The sequence below is a fragment of the Nocardia seriolae NBRC 15557 genome (assembly GCF_007990715.1).
Taxonomy (GTDB): Bacteria; Actinomycetota; Actinomycetes; order Mycobacteriales; family Mycobacteriaceae; genus Nocardia; species Nocardia seriolae.
In genome coordinates this window covers 40,428-59,811 of sequence record NZ_BJWY01000024.1, presented here as the reverse complement: position 1 = coordinate 59,811, position 19,384 = coordinate 40,428, and the positions used below count along the sequence as shown (strand labels likewise).

Annotated in this window: 17 protein-coding genes; 8 read left to right on the top strand and 9 right to left on the bottom strand. The window is 68.1% G+C overall.

Features of this window, described 5'->3' with window-relative positions; all coding sequences use genetic code 11:
• Positions 1-333: 333 nt before the first annotated feature.
• Both NS2_RS10625 and NS2_RS10620 read right to left on the bottom strand, forming a co-directional pair.
• Positions 334-1,842, bottom strand: coding sequence for an FAD-dependent monooxygenase (locus tag NS2_RS10625; protein WP_096490853.1), 1,509 nt, complete (start codon positions 1,840-1,842; stop codon positions 334-336).
• A gap of 64 nt (positions 1,843-1,906) precedes the next feature.
• The gene (locus NS2_RS10620) at positions 1,907-3,112 is read right to left on the bottom strand and encodes an LURP-one-related family protein (RefSeq protein WP_033087261.1); all 1,206 of its coding nucleotides are present in this window, start codon (positions 3,110-3,112) and stop codon (positions 1,907-1,909) included.
• A 180-nt stretch (positions 3,113-3,292) separates the two neighbouring features.
• On the opposite strand from NS2_RS10620, the gene NS2_RS10615 reads away from it, so the two are divergent.
• The 3 genes from NS2_RS10615 to NS2_RS10605 all read left to right on the top strand — a co-directional run bounded on the left by NS2_RS10615 (position 3,293) and on the right by NS2_RS10605 (position 6,752).
• On the top strand, positions 3,293-4,510 hold the full coding sequence (locus tag NS2_RS10615) for a hypothetical protein (RefSeq protein ID WP_052086255.1): 1,218 nt from the start codon (positions 3,293-3,295) through the stop codon (positions 4,508-4,510).
• Between the two features lie 330 nt (positions 4,511-4,840).
• Positions 4,841-6,190 carry a M20/M25/M40 family metallo-hydrolase gene (locus NS2_RS10610; protein ID WP_147207148.1) on the top strand — a complete coding sequence of 450 codons (1,350 nt, stop codon included), beginning with the start codon at positions 4,841-4,843 and terminating at the stop codon, positions 6,188-6,190.
• Between the two features lie 19 nt (positions 6,191-6,209).
• Positions 6,210-6,752, top strand: a complete 543-nt coding sequence (locus tag NS2_RS10605; RefSeq protein ID WP_033087260.1) for a YbhB/YbcL family Raf kinase inhibitor-like protein — start codon at positions 6,210-6,212, stop codon at positions 6,750-6,752.
• A 361-nt stretch (positions 6,753-7,113) separates the two neighbouring features.
• On the opposite strand, the gene NS2_RS10600 is transcribed toward NS2_RS10605, so the two are convergent.
• From NS2_RS10600 to NS2_RS10585, 4 genes are all read right to left on the bottom strand, one after another.
• Entirely contained in the window at positions 7,114-8,943 is a 1,830-nt protein-coding gene (locus NS2_RS10600; RefSeq protein WP_147207147.1) for an AMP-dependent synthetase/ligase, read from the bottom strand.
• A 189-nt stretch (positions 8,944-9,132) separates the two neighbouring features.
• A complete protein-coding gene (locus NS2_RS10595; protein ID WP_228102789.1) occupies positions 9,133-9,810 on the bottom strand; it encodes a GTP cyclohydrolase II in 678 nt (225 codons plus the stop codon).
• A 149-nt stretch (positions 9,811-9,959) separates the two neighbouring features.
• Entirely contained in the window at positions 9,960-10,622 is a 663-nt protein-coding gene (ribA, locus tag NS2_RS10590; RefSeq protein WP_081985818.1) for a GTP cyclohydrolase II RibA, read from the bottom strand.
• Between the two features lie 76 nt (positions 10,623-10,698).
• On the bottom strand, positions 10,699-12,123 hold the full coding sequence (locus NS2_RS10585; RefSeq protein ID WP_186817589.1) for a carbohydrate kinase family protein: 1,425 nt from the start codon (positions 12,121-12,123) through the stop codon (positions 10,699-10,701).
• Positions 12,124-12,702: 579 nt separating this feature from the next.
• On the opposite strand from NS2_RS10585, the gene NS2_RS10580 reads away from it, so the two are divergent.
• Both NS2_RS10580 and NS2_RS35955 read left to right on the top strand, forming a co-directional pair.
• Positions 12,703-12,957 carry a hypothetical protein gene (locus NS2_RS10580; protein WP_147207145.1) on the top strand — a complete coding sequence of 85 codons (255 nt, stop codon included), beginning with the start codon at positions 12,703-12,705 and terminating at the stop codon, positions 12,955-12,957.
• A 269-nt stretch (positions 12,958-13,226) separates the two neighbouring features.
• A complete protein-coding gene (locus NS2_RS35955; protein WP_063864959.1) occupies positions 13,227-13,613 on the top strand; it encodes a hypothetical protein in 387 nt (128 codons plus the stop codon).
• A gap of 88 nt (positions 13,614-13,701) precedes the next feature.
• On the opposite strand, the gene NS2_RS10570 is transcribed toward NS2_RS35955, so the two are convergent.
• From NS2_RS10570 to NS2_RS10560, 3 genes are read right to left on the bottom strand one after another with little or no spacing between them, the layout of a single operon-like run.
• On the bottom strand, positions 13,702-14,781 hold the full coding sequence (locus tag NS2_RS10570; protein WP_033087282.1) for a quinone-dependent dihydroorotate dehydrogenase: 1,080 nt from the start codon (positions 14,779-14,781) through the stop codon (positions 13,702-13,704).
• Positions 14,782-14,798: 17 nt separating this feature from the next.
• Complete coding sequence (locus NS2_RS10565; RefSeq protein ID WP_033087257.1) at positions 14,799-15,062, bottom strand: DUF5703 family protein; 264 nt, start codon at positions 15,060-15,062, stop codon at positions 14,799-14,801.
• Positions 15,062-16,066 carry a YncE family protein gene (locus NS2_RS10560; RefSeq protein WP_033087256.1) on the bottom strand — a complete coding sequence of 335 codons (1,005 nt, stop codon included), beginning with the start codon at positions 16,064-16,066 and terminating at the stop codon, positions 15,062-15,064. The genes NS2_RS10565 and NS2_RS10560 overlap by 1 nt, the downstream gene beginning before the upstream one ends.
• 181 nt (positions 16,067-16,247) lie before the next feature.
• Between NS2_RS10560 and NS2_RS10555 the strand changes: the two genes are divergently transcribed.
• The 3 genes from NS2_RS10555 to NS2_RS10545 all read left to right on the top strand — a co-directional run bounded on the left by NS2_RS10555 (position 16,248) and on the right by NS2_RS10545 (position 19,377).
• Positions 16,248-16,640 carry a hypothetical protein gene (locus NS2_RS10555; RefSeq protein WP_228102788.1) on the top strand — a complete coding sequence of 131 codons (393 nt, stop codon included), beginning with the start codon at positions 16,248-16,250 and terminating at the stop codon, positions 16,638-16,640.
• Between the two features lie 101 nt (positions 16,641-16,741).
• Positions 16,742-17,275: a WKL family lipoprotein gene (locus tag NS2_RS10550; RefSeq protein ID WP_228102787.1), complete on the top strand. Its 534-nt coding sequence runs from the start codon at positions 16,742-16,744 to the stop codon at positions 17,273-17,275.
• Positions 17,275-19,377, top strand: a complete 2,103-nt coding sequence (locus NS2_RS10545; protein WP_033087254.1) for an MMPL family transporter — start codon at positions 17,275-17,277, stop codon at positions 19,375-19,377. Before NS2_RS10550 ends, NS2_RS10545 begins: the two co-directional genes overlap by 1 nt.
• Positions 19,378-19,384 lie beyond the last annotated feature (7 nt).

The window sequence follows — 19,384 nt, the reverse complement described above, 5'->3', positions numbered from 1 at the left end:
TCACGGGGCCCGCGCAGGGTTTCCAAAACCCGCGCCGCATTTCGAGGAGCCGGGCTGCGCCCCGAAGACCCGCACCGCATTTGGGAGGCTCGTGCGGAGTTGGCCGGGCCCGTGCGGCAATCGGCGCGCTCGTGCGGAGTTCCGCGGGCTCCTGACCCTCAGCGTCCGCGCAACGCCTCGACGCTTTTGGCCCCAGGGACTTACTTCGAGGTATGTCCCCAGCTGACCGCCACGCCCGCCCTCTCGAAGAGATTGGCCCCGCCCGAACATGGTCGGGTGGCACAACAGCGAGGAGATCGTCCGTATTCGCCGCGCTGGTGCGCCACTCGACGATCAGGCCGGGCCCAGCCAGCGGGTGAGGGCTTGGGTGAGGGTGTGGGGAGTGGCGGAGCTCCAGGCGATGATGCCGTCGGGGCGGATCAGCAGGGACAGGGGCTCGCGGGGTTGGGCCGGTTTGGTGGTGAGCAGCTCGAGTCGGTCGGACCAGGGGGTGGCCTCGGCGCGCAGTTCCGGGGAGTCGGTGAGGTCGAGGAGAACCGCCTTGCCCGAGGCGAAGTGGTCGGACAGGTGGGTGCCGTCGGCGAGGTCGAAATCGGGGGTGGCGCGGCCGACGAGGGGGTCGTCGCCGCCCAGGTCGTAGCGGTGCTCGACGCCCGAGATCCGCTTGGCGATCAGGGTGGCGCCGTCGCGGGTGTCGAGCAGGTCGGCGACGACGGAGCGCAGGGCTCGGCTGCGGGGATCGGTGCGCATGAGGGCGACCTGTGCGCGGGTCCAGTCCAGGACCCAGGCGCCGATGGGATGGCGTTCGCGACTGTAGGTGTCCAGCAAGGATTCCGGGGAGCGGCCGCGGATCACGGCGGCCAGTTTCCAGCCCAGGTTCGCGGCGTCCCCGATGCCGAGGTTGAGGCCCTGGCCGCCGAAGGGGGAGTGCACGTGCGCGGCGTCGCCGGCCAGCAGTATCCGGCCGCGGCGGTAGTCGGGGACCTGGCGGGTGTTGTCTGTGAAGCGGGTGGCCGAATACACCTTGGAGATCGACACTTTGACGCCGGTGACGCGTTCGAAACTGGCCTCGAGTTCGGCGGTGGTGATGGGGGTGGTGCGGTCGGCGGGCGGGCCGTCGAGTTCGACGGTCAGGAAGCGGCCGGGTACGGGGCCGTTGACGAAGATGCCGGTGGGGGTGGTCTGCCAGCCCAGCGGGACGTTCTCGGCTCCGGTCATCTCGACCAGGGCCTGGCGGCCGGTGATCTCCGGGTCCAGGCCCGGGAATTCGTAGCCGGCGAGTTTGCGCACGGTGCTGCGCCCGCCGTCGCAGCCGACCAGCCAGCTCGCGCGGATGCGGTGCTCGCCGCACTCGACGCTCACTCCGACGCCGTCATCGGTGAATCCGGTGATCTCCACGCCGCGCCGGATCGGCACGCCGAGCTCGGCGGCACGTTCGGCGAGCATCGCCTCGATGGCCTGCTGATCGACGAAGCGGTATTCGGCCGCCGGGCCCAGGTCGGCGAAGGCGGGGTCCTCGGTGTCGAGTTTGTCGCCCCAGAGCATGATTCCGGCGAAATGCCCGCCCACGGGGCGGCGGGCCGGGGCCGGTTTCGCGCCGCCGAACATCCCGGCCATGCGCGCCATGGTCGCCTCGTGGGCGGCGCGCAGGTGCGGCAGCAGGCCGCGGCGGGTCAGAGCCTGGGCGACGGGGGTGTTGATGCCGCCCGCCTTGATCGTCATGTCCGGTTCGGTCAGGCGCTCCACCACGAGCACGTCCACGCCCGCCAGTCGCAGTTCGCACGCCAGCATGAGCCCCACCGGTCCGGCCCCGGCCACCACCACATCTCGTGTCTCGTTCATGAGAATCACCGTGGTGGTGGCCGATTGCCGGGCGCTTGCGTGGGCTTGCGCGCCGCTTGCGCGGTCAGTTCCAGCCGCGCTGATCCTGTTTGAGGGCGGTGTCGATGGCCAGACCCGAGGCCACCACCATCGACAGCAGCGGCGGGGGCAGCTGGCGGTGGATCTGCACGACATAGTTGTCGGCGGTGGTGAACATGGTCTTGAGCAGGCCCTCCCACGTCTTGGTGATGCGGGCGACCTCCTGACCGGTGTGGTCGTGGATGGCGAAGTTCCAGGCCCGCCAATTCTCGGCGCGGATCCCGCCGATCTGCTGGCCGTTGACCACGAAGGCGAAGTTGATCTTGCCGATCATGTTCTCCTGGATGATCTCCCCGATCGGCGCGCCATTGCCGTGCTCGAGCAGGAACTTGGACTTGAGGATCTTGGCCGGGCGGGTGATGCGCATCAGGCACTGGCCGTGCGGATCCCGGATCTCGAGGCGGTGGGTCATGAACTGGTCGTAGCTGGACAGGAAGCGCACGGCCTTCTTCAGCGCCGACTGCCCGACCTCGGCGACCGCGCCGATCTGACGGCCGTGCTGATCGAAAACGCTGTACTCGTTGACCATTTCGATCAACTTGACCTTCTGGTTCACCACCAGCACCGGCTCGGTGAACACCGTGCCGCCACCGGCCTGCGCGGGGGCGATCCCGGCCTGCTGCTGCACCTGGCGCTGGATGTCGGCGGGGTTGTTCGCGCCGCCGACCTCGAGCTCCCACGGGCTGGCCTCGGGGCGGCCACCGAACTGCTGCGGCGGCCCGCCGTAGGGCTGGCCCTGCTGCGGGTGGGACGGACGCTGGCCGTACTGCTGCTGCGGCCCTTGACCGTAGGGCTGCTGGCCGAATTGTTGTTGCGGCTGCGGACCGTACTGCTGTTGCGGCTGTGCACCGTACTGCTGCTGGATTTGTTGCGGCTGCGGCTGGGCGGCGGGCTGACCGCCGGTCTGCGGCTGCTGCGCGTAGGACTGCCCACCCGTCGCGGGCTGCTGGGCGTAAGGCTGTCCGCCGGTCTGCGGGCGCTGGGCTTGGGGCTGACCGCCGGTCTGGGGCTGGTTCTGGTGCTGCGGGCGCAGCTGCTGCGCGAACTGATCGGACTGCGGCCGATCAGGTTGCTGCGGCGCCTGCGCCGGTTGCTGCTGGGGCTGAGTGTGATTGGTCCATTGGCTGCCGTCCCACCAGCGGAGCACTGGGGATCCGGGACGCTCGGGGTACCACCCCGCGGGTTGACTCATGGCCGCATCCTAACGGTGTACAGCGACTCTGCACTTTTTGCACTTTTCGCCCCGCTGTCACCTCTATGATGAGCGGTCGACATCGGGAGGCCGGTTCCAGGTCACCCGGGGAAACGGGGAAAGCATGTCGGCCACAGTCGAATTCGCGGTTTGCCACGGGCGCGGGCAACGGCTGGGCTTATGACCGACCTGGTGACGCGAGCCCAGCTGATCCTGCTGGCCCGAACCCTGCACGTGCCGGTGGAACGGCTCGCCCACCTCGAAAGACTCGGCCCGCACAAGCTGCACGAGCTGCAACAACGCATGGCGGGCACCATTTTCGACCAGCACGCGCCCGTCTTCGACCGGATCGCCAAGCTGGTTCCCCTCATCCCGCTGAGCATTTCACTGCCGATCGTGCAGAAACTGGTGCCGCCCACCATGACCGGGCGCGCGGCCGGGGCGATCGGGGTGCGCTATCCCGAGAAGGCGATCGAAGCGCTGCTGCGCATGGAGGTCGGCTACGCCGCGGACTGCGCGCCGTTCCTGGATCCGCGCACCGTCGGCCAGCTCGCCGACGACGCGCCGCCGGTGCCGGTGGTGGCCATCGTCAACGAGTTGCTGGCCCGCCGCGACTACATCACCGCCGGACCGTTCCTGGCCTATGCGACACCGGATCTCATCCGGGCCGTCGAGGAGGGGGTGCCCGACGACGAGGGCCTGATCCACTCGGCCTCCTACGCCTATTCGAGCGAGGCGATCAGCGCGGTGGTGCGTCAGCTGCTGGCGGGCAGCGGTCAGCGCCTGCCCCGGCTGCTGGGCACGGTGATCAACGGGTCCAAGGACTTACGGCTGGCCGCGCTGTCGGTGTTCGCGCGCTGCACCCCCGATGTGATCGCCGCGGTCGGCGACATCCTCTTCGAGGTGGCCCCGCCCTCGGCCATCGCCGATCTGCTGGCCACCTATATCGCCGCCGACGCCACCGCCGACATGCTGCGCTTCGTCGGCCACCTCAGCCCCACCGCCCTGACCCGCCTGGCCCTGAACCCGGTCCTGCCCGAGGTCGCCGAAACCCTCATCGACGCCGTCGACGGCAGCAGCGACGTCGCCGTCTGGCGCGGCATGCTCGAATCGCTGGCCCGCGCCCCCGTCGAGGTCCGCCGCCGCGCCGGCTACCGCCTGACCCAACTCGACACCCCGACACTGATCACCCTGCCCGCCCTGGCTCAGGCCGCCCGCCTGTGGCCGCCGCTGCTGTGGGTGCTGTCCGCCACCGACGTCGACGTCCAGGCCCACCTGGGCGAACTCTGGGCCACCACCACCCGCTTGGACCTGGCCGTCCTCGAACGCCGCATCACCGACCAGCGTCTGGACCCCCTGCTGGCCACCCTCACCACCACAATCCGCTTCCTGCGCTGACCCGCACGCTCGCCAATCCTGCCGCTGCCGCCGAATCCGATCGCGCCCGCGGCGTTCACGGCACGGGCAGCGGCACGGCCGGAGACGCGGGCGCGGTCGAAGGGCCGATCGCGCACCGGGCCCGGGCGTTGCACAGCGGGACTTCGGCCGCCGGGTTCGGTCGGTCGGCCAGGATCCAGCAAGGTCGGCCTGCGCGAATACGAGGTGAGCGGGCCGGAACCCTTGCGCGACGGGTGATTCCAATTCTCCGGCGGGGATCGACCTGCACCGGGCGGGGCAGGGCGGGCGGCGGCTGGGCAGGGCCGGTCGCGGAAGTGGTAGGAAAGGGACGTGTCCGAAACCGCCGAAAACCACAGCAGCCGCGCCGTGTCGGAAGTGGTGGACCTGGTCAGTGCGCTGATCCGGTTCGATACCTCCAACACCGGTGAACTCGAAACCACCAAGGGCGAGCGCGAGTGTGCGCTGTGGGTGGCCGAGCAACTCGCTGCGGCGGGGTATGAGACCGAGTATGTGGAGTCGGGGGCGCCGGGGCGCGGGAATGTGTTCGCGCGGTTGCAGGGTGCGGATCCCGCGCGGGGGGCGCTGATGATGCACGGGCATCTGGATGTGGTGCCCGCCGAGGCCGCGGACTGGAGTGTGCACCCGTTCTCCGGTACGGTGCGCGACGGCTACGTGTGGGGGCGCGGGGCGATCGATATGAAGGACATGGTCGGCATGATGCTGGCGGTGGCCCGGCAGTTCAAGATCGAGGGGACGGTGCCGCCGCGCGATATCGTGTGGGCCTTCGTCGCCGACGAGGAGAACGGCGGGCGGTGGGGGTGCCAGTGGCTGGTGGAGAATCGGCCCGATCTGTTCGAGGGGGTGACCGAGGCGGTCGGAGAGGTCGGCGGGTTCTCGCTGACCGTGCCCAAGCCCGACGGGTCCGAGCGGCGGCTGTATCTGGTCGAGACCGCGGAGAAGGGGCTGGGCTGGATGCGCTTGCGCGCCAAGGCCCGCGCCGGGCACGGCTCGTTCCTGCACGACGACAATGCGGTCACCATCCTGTCGCCGGCGGTGGCGCGGCTGGGGACCCACACCTTCCCGCTGGTGGTGTCGGATTCGGTGGCCGAGTTCCTGGCGGCGGTGGCCGAGGAGTCCGGGCTCGAATTCGATCCGGCCTCACCCGATATCGAGGGCCAGCTGGCAAAACTGGGGACCATTTCGCGCATCATCGGCGCGACCCTGCGTGACACCGCCAATCCGACCATGCTGCGGGCGGGCTACAAGGCCAATGTCATTCCGCAGACCGCCGAGGCCGTGGTCGACTGCCGGGTGGTGCCCGGGCGGCAGGCCGAATTCGAGCGCGAGGTCGACGCGCTGATCGGCCCGGACGTGGAGCGCGAGTGGATCACCAGGCTCGACTCCTACGAGACCACCTTCGACGGGCATCTCGTCGACGCCATGAACGAGGCCATCCTCGCCCACGATCCGGCCGGGCGCACCGTGCCCTACATGCTCTCCGGCGGCACCGACGCGAAGGCCTTCGCCAAGTTGGGGATTCGCTGCTTCGGCTTCGCGCCGCTGCGGCTGCCGCCCGAACTGGACTTCACCGCCCTGTTCCACGGGGTCGACGAGCGGGTTCCGGTGGAATCGCTCGAATTCGGCACCCGCGTACTGGAACACTTCCTTCTGCACAGCTGACGATTCGAAAGGACTTCTCGTGCCCGACTATTCGTACGACCCGTACGCCGCTCTGCCGCAGGTCCCCAGCTTCACGGTCACCTCCGCCGATGTCACCGACGGCCGGCCCTTCGCCAATGACCAGGTGTCGGGGGTGTTCGGGTCGGGTGGCAAGGACATCTCCCCGCAGCTTTCCTGGTCCGGATTCCCGGCCGAGACCAAGAGTTTCGCGGTCACCGTGTTCGATCCGGACGCGCCCACCGCGTCGGGCTTCTGGCACTGGGCAGTGGCCAATATCCCCGCCTCGGTCACCTCGCTGGCCTCCGGCGCGGGCAGTGAGGGCGGCACCCTGCCCGCCGGTGCGGTCCAGCTGCGCAACGACGGCGCGTTCCCCGGGTTCGTGGGCGCGTCCCCGCCGGCCGGGCACGGCTACCACCGCTACTTCATCGTCGTGCACGCCGTCGATGTGGAGTCCCTGGACATCGACGCCAACGGCACCCCCGCCTACCTGGGCTTCAACCTGTTCTTCCACAGCCTGGGGCGCGCGCAGATCATCGCCACCTACGAGGAACCGGCGAAGTAACCTCACCTCTGAGCCGTTGTGGCCCCGCGCGATTCGCCCGGGGCCACACCCATATCGAGCGACTGTCCCGCTCCCGACGCAGCTGAGCACCCGTCCCGCACCAGGTCGGCGATCAAGATCAGGGAGCTCTCACTGCGGAAATCTGTCCGAATTCCCGCGGTGAGAGCTCCCTGATCTTGAATGAGCCCGGCCAGCTCAGGGCGGCGCGGGGAGCGTGCGCGCCCGCGGCGCACCTTCAGGCGACGCAGTGGGGTGGCATCGCGTGGATATGACTGTGGGCCCGGACATTCGGTCCGGGCCCACAGTTGTCACGGCCGCCCGTGCTCCTGCCCGGCGTGCCGTGCGCACGTCGGGTGTCGGGTTACTTCATGTCGACCACGCCCGTGGGGGCGGGGGACAGGTACAGGGTGGCGATTTCGGTGGCGTATTTGGTGGCGATGGGGCTGCGCTTGAGTTTGAGGGTGGGGGTCAGTTCGTCGCCGCCGGGTTCCCAGCCCAGGTCGAGGATGGTGAAGCGTTTGATCTGCTCGACGCGGGAGAGTTTGGCGTTGGCGATGGTGACGGCGGCCTTGATCTCGGCGACGATCTCCGGGTGGGCGGCCAGGGTTTTCAGTTCGGCGTCGGGGGTGCCCAGGGCCTTGGCGCGCACCACGGCGGTGTCGATGTCGAGCACCACCAGCGCGGCGATGAACGGCTTGGCGTCGCCGATCGCCACCACCTGGCCGACCAATGAGGACGCCGCCTTGACGGTGTTCTCGATATTGGTGGGAGACAGGTTCTTTCCCGCCTCGTTGATGATGAGTTCCTTCTTGCGGTCGACGATGCTGACGTAGCCGTCGCCGTCGATGGTGGCCACGTCGCCGGTGTGCAGCCAGCCGTCGGCGTCGATGGCCTCGGCGGTCTTGTCGGGCATCTTGCGGTAGCCGTGGGTGACGATGCCGCCGCGGATGAGCAGCTCACCGTCCTCGGCCAGGCGCAGTTCCACGCCCTTCATCGGGATGCCGACGGTGCCCGGCTTGGGCCTGTCCAGCGGGGTGTAGGTGCCCACGCCGGAGGTTTCCGACATGCCCCACACCTCGGTCACCGTGAAGCCCAGGCCCAGCAGGTATTCCAGGGTTTCGGGCGGGATGGCGGCGGCGCCGGAGGCGGCGACCTTGAGTTCGTCGAAGCCCAGGGCGTGGCGCAGCTTGCTCAGCACCAGCGCGTCGGCCAGCTTGTGCTGCACCTCGAGCAGCGGGCCGCGGCCGGTGCCGGCCAGATCGGCGCGCGCGGTCTGGGCACCGACGTTCAGCGCCCAGTTGGCGAGAGCCTTCTTCACCGGGCTGGCCTCGGTGGCGAGTTTGGCATCGATACCGGCCTTGATCTTCTGCCACACCCGCGGCACGCCGAAGAAGGCGGTGGGGCGGGCGTCGGGCAGGGCGGCGGCGATCTCGCGCGGGTCGGGCACACAGGTCATCTGCACGCCGGTGAACAGGTTGGCGCAGTGGCCCGAAATGCGGTCGGCGACATGGGCGGCCGGCAGGGAGGACACCGAGCGGTCGTCCAGGCCGACGGTCAGCGGGCCTTCGACCAGGCCCACGATCGGGGCCACCACATTGCGGTGGGTGAGCTCGACGCCCTTGGACGGCCCGGTGGTGCCGGAGGTGTAGATCAGTGTCGCGATGTCCTCGGGTTTGACCGCCCGCCAGGCGGCGTCGAAGTCGAAGTCCGGCTTCGGCGCGGCCTCGACCTCGGCCAGGGTCAGCGTGCCCGCCGCCGAACCCTCCACCAGCACAATGTGTTCCAGCTCCACGCCCGCCGAGCGCACGGTGTCCAGGAACGCCGGCTCGGTGATGACCACCTTGTTCTCGGCATTGGTGAACAGGTGCGCGATCTGCTCGGGCGAGCTGGTGTTGTAGATCGAGAACGGCGTCGCACCCACGTGCAGTGCCGCGGTATCGACCAGATTGCACTCCGGCCGGTTGGTCAGCATGATCCCCACGGTGTCCCCGGGCCCCACCCCCAACCCGGCCAGCCCGGCGGCGATGCTGCGCACCCGCTCCCCGTACTCCCGCCAGGGGATCTGCTGTGTCCCCCCGACCGTCCGCAACGCCACCTGCCCCGGCCGCAGCGTCAACGTCTCCTGAAACGCCTCCGGAATCGTATAAACCGTCTTCCCAGATGCGTGCGCATACCCGATATCAGTCGTCATAACCCTTTTCCCGATTGCCTCTCGCTTCGCCCACCACACGCGCACCCACCTGCGCGAACCCCGACGTCCGAGAGAACGACCAACCCGATCCACGCGATGGCCACGCACCATCTGTGGCACGGCTCACTCATCGTAACCAGATCACGCCGATTGTGTCGCGGACTACAACGGCCACGCCGCTGGCCGAAACTATCGATCCGCCCGCCGCGGCACCGCACCCATGGTTCTCGCGCGGACTCCGGACGCGGCTATGCCGCCCGGTTCGGGATAGCTGTGGTTGGCGCCTCGCCGCTTGGCCTCCATGTACAACGCCGCGCGCTCGCTGCGGGGCTCGGTCGCCAGCGGCACCGCTTCGACCCTGAGCCCGGCATCCTGCACCGCCCGCAGCTTGTCGGGATTGTTGGTCATCAAGCGCACCGAACGCAGACCCAGATGCGTCAGCGCGTCCGCCGCATGGTCATAGGACCGCGAATCGATGGGATGGCCCAGTATGCGGTAAGCGTCGAAGGTATCGGCCCCGGTTTGCTCGCCGGTCCGCAGCCCCATTGCCTTCACGACCAGGCCCTCGCCCCGGCCCTCCTGTTCCAGATAGATGAGAACACCCTGTCCGTTCTCGTCCTGAATCAAATCCATGGCCAGCTCGAGCTCCGGTCCGCAGTCACAATCATCGGACTGCAGCGCATCGCCGTAGAGGCAGCGCGAGTGGATACGGACCAGGCAGCCGTCGCCCGGATGACCGAAGACCAGGACGTGGCCGACGACCTGCTCGACCACCCCACCGGGTCTGTCGCGCAGCTCCATCACCCGCACCGGCATCTCCCGGCCCTTGCGCGAGAGCGAATGCTCGGTTGCCTGAAGCTCTTTCACGGCCGCTCCAGCTGTTTGTACCCTTGGGTAATTATGGCCGAACTGGATCGACCACGGCGCCGGTCGGTCGTCTCCGAGCCGAACCGCTATGGGATTCACGGACGACCACGGTCCGAAACCGTCCTCGCCGCAACCGGGTTCGGATCGGCCTACCCGGACGTGCCGGACGTCCCGATCGTGGGGCAGAAGTGGCCACGGACCTGCTTTACCCGCACATACTCACGTACCACGTCATTGGGTAGATCTACCGCGACAGGCACGCGGGTGACCCGTATCCCTTCGAACTCGAGCTCGGCGACCTTGGCCGGATTGTTGGTCAGCAGCCGTATCGATGCCAGCCCGAGCCGTCTCAGTGTCACGGCCACCTGGCCGTAACTGCGGGAGTCGCTGGGGAACCCGAGCCATTCGTAGCTCTCGAAGGTATTGAGCCCCAACTGTTGGCTGACATGGTAGGCCCGCGACTTGGCGACCAGGCCCTCGCCACGTCCTTCCTGCTCGAGATAGAATAGCACTCCGCTGCCTTCGATCTGGATCTGATCCATCGACCATGCCAGTTGCGCACCGCAATCGCAGTCGTCGGAGGCCAGCGAATCCCCGTAGAAGCACCGCGAATGAATGCGGACCAAACAGCCGTCGCCGATATGACCGACGATCACTGCATGGCCGAAGGAGTGGTCATGGTTGACTCGCATCACGCGGATCGACAACTGTGAGCCCTTACGACTGAGGTAGTGCGCCGGGCCGATGGACAGGTCGGGCCGCGGCCCATCGAGGTGACCGCCGTCCGGGAGCGCACCGGCGTCTGCTGTCATGGACCGATCCTCCGATAGGGGTTCGGCCGGGACATCGAACCCAACCGATCGCGACGCACGATGGGCAGGCGTAATGCTAACCGCTGCGCCGGTCTGCTCGGCGTTTTCGCTCTGAAGTCCCGCTGTGTCGACGATCTCCACGCGCGAACGGCGTTTCCCCATCATCCGATTCGACCGAAACTACACGTTCGATATCGGCGCCGGTCGGCATCGAGTCGGGAACGTTGGGCGCCGGCGTGGTCGCTGCCATGGCCGCAGTCGCCCATTCAAAGTCGGCGAATTCGGCGCTGTGGCCCTGGGTGATCAAGCGATAGGTGAGCGCGGCCGAGAACGCCGATGCCGCCCCCGCCGAGCCCGGTAATACCGCGGCGAATCGTGCCAACTCCAGCGGGGCTCTGCGGACACGGTGAATCGTGCATCTCGAACCATCGACCGCGCACACTGCGCCGACACCGAATCGCAGTAGGCGTTCTATGACCGCTTCACTCGAGCTGTTCGGCCATAACCGACCCAGCTCGGCGGAGGAACCGATGAGGTAGTCCACGGCCCGCAGATACAGGTGCATCGACTGCGGTAATACCTGGGGAGGCGAGACCGCCACGATCAGCCACGGCGGCTCGGGCAGTGAATCCACCACGCGAAGTGTCTGTTCCACGACATCGGTGGCCTGTTCGAAGGTCACCAGCACCGCTCTGGAGTCGGCGATCGCCTGACGCACTGTCGATCGGTCGAGATCCGCTTCGGTCAGATTGATCCGAGGTTGTTTGAACGCGATCGAAAAGTGCAGCCCGGTCAGGTCCATGATCACCGCCGTGACCGCGGTACGCGCACCCGGCTGCACTTTGATCAGGCTCACGTCCACATTCTCAGTGGCGAGGTAGCGCAGGACGAATTCACCGTCGTCATCGTCACCGATTGCGGTGAGCAGGCGGACGTCGAGCCCGAGCCGGGCGAGGGCTACCGCACGGTTCAACCCTTTTCCGCCCGGATGCCGCCGGAAGTCGCCCCAGGCCGAGTCACCCGCGATCGGGATCTGCTCGACGATGTACAGCTCATCGATGACCGCGTCACCGATCACGGTCGCCGTATCCCGCTCCGAGGTGTCGGGCACCGAACCCGAGATGAGCAGATCAGCGAGCGCCTCGAACGCCTCCCGCTCCGGCGCATCGCGCAGCGTCCGGACCGTGGGCGCGGTCGGGATCTGGAGCACGCCGAGTACTTCGTGCAGTTTTCGCCAGGCCTGGGGGAGATAACGGCGGCGCTCGCCGAGATCGGGCCCGTACAGTCGATCGACGTCGATCTCGTTCGACGAGGGCTCCCGCAGCAAGCCCAGACACAGTTCGGCATCGACGATCAGCCGTTGGGTGGGCGGCAGTTGCTTAGCGACGTGCGCGATGGCCCCGGGCAGGGCTTGTTCTGGCGTCAGGTCGTTCAGGTGCGCATATCTCACCACCACGCTGAGCTGAGTCAGGGTGCTCGTTTCGATCTCGGTACTGCCCAAGCGATCCGAGCTCAATCCGGATCGGGTCCTGAGGCGCGTGAGGATACTGCGTACGGCAACGGCACCGGGGTCTTGGGACGACATGACAGAGTCGGCTTTTCGTGAGGGTGTGAGAATACGCCATCCACCTCTTACAGTACCGCCGACCCGTTTTCACGAACAGGCAAAACGCCAATTCTCTTGTAGGAACGGCAAATGCCGGAAGTCGGCGGCAACTGCCATACTTGCGGTAGCGAGTTTCGCACCTGCCAGACGGTACGGGAGGTGATGCCATGGGAGTGATGTACCTGATGCGGCGCATCCGGCGGGGTCCGCGCGCGGCGAGTCGGGTGAACGGGGAGCTCGAGGGCGAATGCGCACCTATGCGGGATCACGGATTCGCTTGCCCGACTTGCCGATAACCCAACGCCTAGTCGCCGCCCCGCCGTCCGCGCGGTTACCACCCGCTGGAAATCACACCACCGGCTGACCATCGACCATGATCTGTTGTCCGAGAAATTCCGAAATAGCGGCTGCCCCGATCGGCGACGATGCCTCACACAAATGGAGACCGTCGTGATCTATGAGAGCAGCCGATCGATGACCAGCAGCGTGACGCCGGAGTGGGCCCGGCGGCTGGCTCGGGATGAGCCTGCGTGGAAATTGAGTTGGCGGCCCGAGCCACTGTTGACTCGGGAGGAGGCTCGGGTCGCCTTACGGCTGACCGAGATGTGTTGTGGCACGGTGGAGCCGGATGAGCGGGCCGACGCGTTGGCGGCGCAGTTGGGGACGACGGTGCGGCATGTGGTGGCGGTGTTGCAGCAGCGCAGGCGGGAGAGGGGGGATTCGTCGTGACGGGCTATTACGTCGCAGTGCGGTGGACAATGATCTCGATTGCCGGAGCCGCGAGATCGACTGTGACATTTCGGGCATTTCATCGGAATTCGTGAGGGGGTGAAATACCGGGCGGTTGGAATGCGATGTGGGGGAGAGATTTGATGAGGGATAGGCCCGGTGCGGCGGATCGTTGTGGCGGGCGGAGTATGGCGTGGGGGCGGGGATCCCGTGGCTCGCGCCGATGGCCCTGGGAGGTTCTTGTGACGATCGATATCACGGTGCGGAAGATGACCAGTGATGTGAGTCCGGAGTATGCGGTGCGGGTGAGTGGGGGCGGGGTGGAGGAGTGGCGGTTGAGTTGGCTGCCGCGGCGGCGGCTTTCGCGGGAGCAGGCTCGGGCGGGGATGGAGTTGGATGAGGTGTTGTCGGATCCGGGGGCGGTGTATGACGAGGGGGCGCAGGCGCGGGCGGCGGGGCATGCGGCGCGGTTGGGGATCGGGGTGGATCGGGCGGTGATACTGCTGGCGCAGCGGCTGGCCGAGCGGATGTATCCGGATCCGGGGGCGGGACGCGGCGGGGCCACGGAGTTGCCGGTGCCGGTGGTGGTCGATCCCGGGTACGGTTCGCGCGCACCCGCTCATGCGGGTGCGCGCTCACGTCGTCTGTGGGGCTGACCGGACCGTCGGGAAAGGCCGCTCACGCCAACGGGTTCCGTGTCGCCGGACGGGGTGTTCCGACGACACGGTGGGCGGCCGTCCGGGGTCAGGCGCTGGTCTTGTGTTCTGCGCCTACGGCTTCGGACAGGTTGCTGTAGCCGTGGGCGCGGAGTTTGGCGGCCAGGCCCTGGTGGATGTGCTTGGCCCACAACGGGCCGCCGTAGATGAAGCCGGTGTAGCCCTGCAGCAGGGAGGCGCCGGCGAGGATGCGTTCCCATGCCTGGTCGGCGGTTTCGATGCCGCCCACCGAGATGAGGACGAGCTTGTCGCCCACGCGGGCGTACAGGCGGCGCAGTACCTCGAGGGAGCGGTCCGCGACCGGGGGGCCCGAGAGACCGCCTGCGCCAATGGGTTCCACCTCGGCGGCGGGGGTGTTGAGCCCGTCGCGGCGGATGGTGGTGTTGGTGGCGACGATGCCGGCCAGGCCGAGTTCGACGGCCAGGTCGGCGACGGCGTCGATGTCCTCGTCGGACAGGTCGGGGGCGATCTTGACCAGGACCGGGACCGAGACCTCGTCGAGGACGGCCTGCAGGATGGGGCGCAGGGAGGTGACCGCTTGCAGGTCGCGCAGGCCGGGGGTGTTGGGGGAGGACACGTTGACGACCATGAAGTCGGCCAGCGGGCCCAGCAGTTTGGCCGAGATGGCGTAGTCGCCGGCGGCGTCCTCGGGTTCGACGACCTTGGTCTTGCCGATATTGGCGCCGATGGGGACCCCGCCGGGCAGGCGGTCGGCGAGGTGTTCGGCCGCGGCGGCGGCGCCGAGGTTGTTGAAGCCCATGCGGTTGATGAGCGCCCGGTCGGCGGGCAGGCGGAACAGTCGCGGCGCGGGGTTGCCGGGCTGGGCCTGGGCGGTGACGGTGCCGATCTCGGCGTAGCCGAAACCCAGTGGGCCCCATGCGTCGACGCCGGAGGCGTTCTTGTCGAACCCGGCGGCCAGGCCCACGGGCGCGGGGAAGTCCACGCCGAACACGCGCGTGCGCAGGATCGGGTCGGGGTCGACGAGCAGCGCGCCGGTGAGCTTGCGGCCCGGGGTGAACCGGGTCGCCAGCGTCATGGCGGCGAAGACCAGATGGTGGATGGTTTCCGGCTGCAGCCGGAACATCACCTTCAGCAGCAGGGCGTACAGGCGCTCATACATTCGGGTTACATCACCGCCTCGGGTGTCGGGGATAGCAGGGGGCTCTTGCGGCGGCGTAACAGCACGCGACGACTGCCGTCGGTGTAGGCACGCACCCGCGACAGCTCCCAGCCGCCGTATTCGGCATGAATGGCTAGACGCATGGCGGTGGTCACCCTGCTGATGCCCGGTGGCAGCCGCAGGGGCACGTATTCCCATTCGTCGCTGGATTCCTCCCAGCCTTGCGGTAATGTGCGCGATTGGTGCGCAGATCGTGAGGCCCGAGCCATCACTGCCCTCTCTTCCGCTGGTCCGCGCCGATCCGTTGCAGACCGTCGCCGGTCGCGGATCCCACGAACATGTCACCGGTGCGGTCGTCGATGGTCACCGCGTTGGGCTGGCGCACCGTCGGGTAGCGCCCCACCTCTACCGGTATACCCGTCGACAGGTCGTAGCCGACGACTTCGTTGCTGCTTGTCAGCGTCACCCACACGGTCTCGGACCGCTGATCGTAGGCGAGTGCGTAGGGAGAGGAGCCTACCGGGAAACGCTGGTGCAGGACCAAGGGATCGGCCGTGTAGACCAGCAGTGCCCCGCCGGCGGTGTCGGTAACCAGGCGGCGGCCGAAATGGTCGCCGATCATGTTCGTCGCGCCGTCGCCCGCGCGCAGCGACAGTCCGAGCCTGGTGTCGCCGTCGGTCTGGACGATGGCGGTCTGGCGGCGGTCGAGCACCACGATCGCGCCGTCGCGCACGTCGACGGCATCGGCGGAGGACAGGCCCGAAATGGTGTGGCGCACAGTGCCGTCCGCGTCGAGCAGCACCACCTTGCCATTGGCCAGGCCCGCGACCAGGGTTCCGTCGGAGCGCAGCGCGGCCGAGCGCACATCGCCGTCGACCCCGAGCTCGGTGACCGCGCCGGTGGCGGCGTCCACGCGCACGATCTTGCCGGGCACCGCGACCAGGATCTCCCCGGGCTTGCCCGCCGAGAGCGCGGCCGCCTTGCCGGGCAGGGTGATCGAGCGGGTGCGGCCCTGGTCGGACAGTTGCAGGGTGGTCCCGGAGTCCACGACCGCGGCCAGCACGCCGGTGGCGGGTTCGTCGAACAGCAGCGAGATCGGCGCGCTGGGGCTCACCTCCCCGGCCGGGGCCGCCTTGGCCGCGGGGGCGGCGGCGGGGGTGGCGGGTTCACGAGTGGCGTTGTCGGCGTTGTTCTCCTGGGAGGAACATCCGGCCAGCAGGGTCACCACGGTCACACCCGCGAGGGCTGAACCGATCCAGCCGCGACGGCGCATGCAGCGAACTCCTTACTGACCGAACTGACCGACGAAATCATGCGTGCTCTCTAATCTGACCATGGTGCGCCACGATGCCCGATAAGCGGGGGTCTTCGGGACGGCGTGGCGCGTGCACGACCTGCCGGTTTGCATGATGTGACATGGGGTTTCGGGTGCGGTGTCGGTGCGGGCGGTTACCGTGGAAGGCAAAAAGGCGCTGTATCAGGGAGATGTGTTGGTAGCCGACCACCCTTCGGGCTTCACCGTCGAAGACGTGACCGTGGGTCGTTATGCGCACGGGTTCGGGGTCACCGCGGACGGGCGGTCCTTCGCTTTCCGGACCAATCGGGCGACGCTGACCGTGGAGATCTACCGCCGCGATCTCGATGCGGCGGTGCCCGCCCCCGAGGATGTCGAGGCGGTCGCGCTGGCGCCGGTGACCGATATCGATCTCGATGACGAGCGCAGCGTGGTGGCGCTGGTGCGGGACCTGATCCCGCAGGCCAGCCCGGTGCCGGCGGCACAGCCGCGCGAGACCACCACGGTGCGGGCGCTGCTGGGCCGGTTGAGCACGGTCATCGACGGCCGCTGAACCCGGCCCGGGGCAGTGTCTGTGACACGGGAATCACCATCGCGCGCAGCGCATGACAGACTGGCGGCACACAACCGCAGTTCGAGCTGACGAGGATGTTGATGCGACTTCGACGACCGGTGACCGCCGCGCTCCTGTTGACCGTGCTGGGCGCGTCGATCGCCGCGTGCGGCGGCTCCGACGACGAGTCCAAGGTGGCCGCGGCCCGCTCCTCGGCGTACGCGGCGCTGAGTTCGTCGTCACAGGCCGCGGCGGCCACCAGCGCCGCCCGGCCCGCCATCCCGACCGCGGCGCAACTGGATCAGCAGATGAAGGCGGCGCTGGATCCGAATCTGCCCGACAGCGACCGCACCGCGCTGATCGAGGACGGGGAGGCGTTCAAGGACGCGATCCCCGACATGTACAAGGCCCTGGCCGACAATCCGCGCGCGGTGTACGGGGTCAAGGATCCGGTGTTCGACAATCACGACGGCACCCTGACCGCGACGCTGAGCCTGGACAAGGACGGTTCGGGCACCAATATCCGCACCACCGTGGTGCATTTCGTGTACAAGGACGGGCGCTGGAAGATCTCGCGCACCGACCTGTGCGGGATTCTGCGCTCGGCCGATTACAAGACCGCGGCCTGCGGCTGATGCCCGAAGCCGGATCCCCGCGGTGGGGGCGTCTGATCCACCGCTTCCGGTATGCGGTGTTCGCGGCCTTCGGGCTGGTGGTGCTGGTGTCGGGATTCTACGGGCGCGACCTGGGGGATCATCTGACCCAGGAGGGCTGGTTCGACGAGTCCAGCCAGTCGGTGGCCGCCTCGAAGCTGGCCGACAGCACCTTCGGGCGCGACACCGACGCGGATCTGATCGCCGTCTACACCGCCCCGCCGGGGCTGACGATGGACGACGAGCCGGTGCGCGGCGCGGTGGCCGCGGAGCTGACGCGGCTGCGCACCACCTACCCGGACAAGATCTTGAAGATCGACTCCTATTGGGACGGCGCGCTGATGGGCCGCTTCGCCGACGCCTCGCGCGCCCACGCCTTCGCCAGCATCGGGTTGCGCGGGGACGGCGGCACCGACACGGTCAACAATTATCTGGCCGTCAAGAACGAATTCCATGCCGGGACACCGGGTTCGGGGCCGGGCGGCACCACGGTGCAGCTGGCCGGGTTGCAGCCGGTGGTCGAGGGCATCAACACCGGCATGCAGGACGACATCCATCGCGCCGAGCTGATCGCGCTGCCGCTGGTGGCGATCCTGCTGTATTTCGTGTTCGGCGGCGTCGTGGGCGCGCTACTACCGGTGCTCATCGGGGGCATGACGATTCTGGGCAGTCAGGGCATCATGCGGCTGCTCACCGATCATCTGCAGGTCAACGTGTTCGCCTCGGCGGTGGTCACATTGGTGAGCCTGGGGCTGGCCATCGACTACGGCCTGTTCGCGGTGACCCGGTTCCGCGAGGAGCTGGCCGCGGGGCGCAGCGTGGAGGAGGCGACCGCGCGCACGGTGGCCACCGCCGGGCGCACGGTGCTGTTCTCGGCGGCGATCATCGCGGTGAGCCTGGGCGCGTTGTTCATCTACCCGAACGGGGTGCTGCGCTCGGTGCCGCTGGGTGGCATCTCCTCGGTGCTGCTGGCGGCGGTGCTGTCGGTGACCGCGCTGCCCGCGGTGCTCTCGATCGTGGGCCGGCGCATCGACATGTGGGGCTGGCATCGGCTGGCCGGTATCCGCACCGCCGAGCAGATCGATGCCGGATTCTTCTCGCGGCTGGCGGTTTTCGCCATGCGCCGTCCCTGGCTGGTGATCGTGCCGGTGGTGCTGATGCTGCTGGGGTTGATCCTGCCGTTTCGTCACATCGAGTTCGGCGGGCTGTCCGAACGCTATCTGGCCTCCGACAATCCGGCGCGGGTCGCCCAGCAGGATTTCGACCGGTTGTTCCCGCAGTTCCGCACCGAGCCGTTGAAACTGGTGGTGGTGGGCGCGAATCCGCAGCAGCTCTCCGACATCCGGTATGAGGCCAACCAGCGGGTGGGTGCGCGGATGACGGGGCCCTTCGATCCGGCCGCCCCGACCAAGGACGCGGTGACGGTGCTGGCCAGCGGGCTGGCCGACAAACGCGACGCCGATGCGGTGATGGCGTCGCTGCGCGCGATCCCCGAGCCCGACGGGGTGGTGGTGATGGTGGCGGGTGTGCCCGCGCTGGAACGCGATTCGATCCAGGGGTTGATCAAGGGGCTGCCGTTGCTGGCGGCGATCCTGATCGCGGCGGCTCTGGCCCTGATGTACGCGGCGTTCCGGTCGCTGGTGCTGGCGATCAAGGCGGTGGTGATGAGCGCGCTCAGCCTGGGGGCGACGCTGGGGGTGCTGACCTGTATCTTCGTGGAGGGCCACGGGGCGGGGCTGTTCGATTTCACGCCGGGCCCGCTGATGTTCGCGGTGCTGGTGCTGATCGTGACGGTGCTGTTCGGGCTGTCCACCGACTACGAGGTGTTTCTGCAGTCGCGCATGGCCGAGGCGCGCGCGGCCGGCGCCGACGCACCCGAGGCGATCCGCTACGGCATCGCCCACACCGGTGGTGTGATCACCTCGGCCGCCGCGATTCTGATCGTGGTGACCGGGGCGTTCGGGTTCTCGGATCTGGTGCTGATGAAATACATTGCCTACGGCATGATCGCGGCACTGGTGTTGGACGCCACCGTGATTCGCATGCTGTTGACTCCGGCGGTGTTGAAATTGGTGTGGCGTTGAAGTTGGT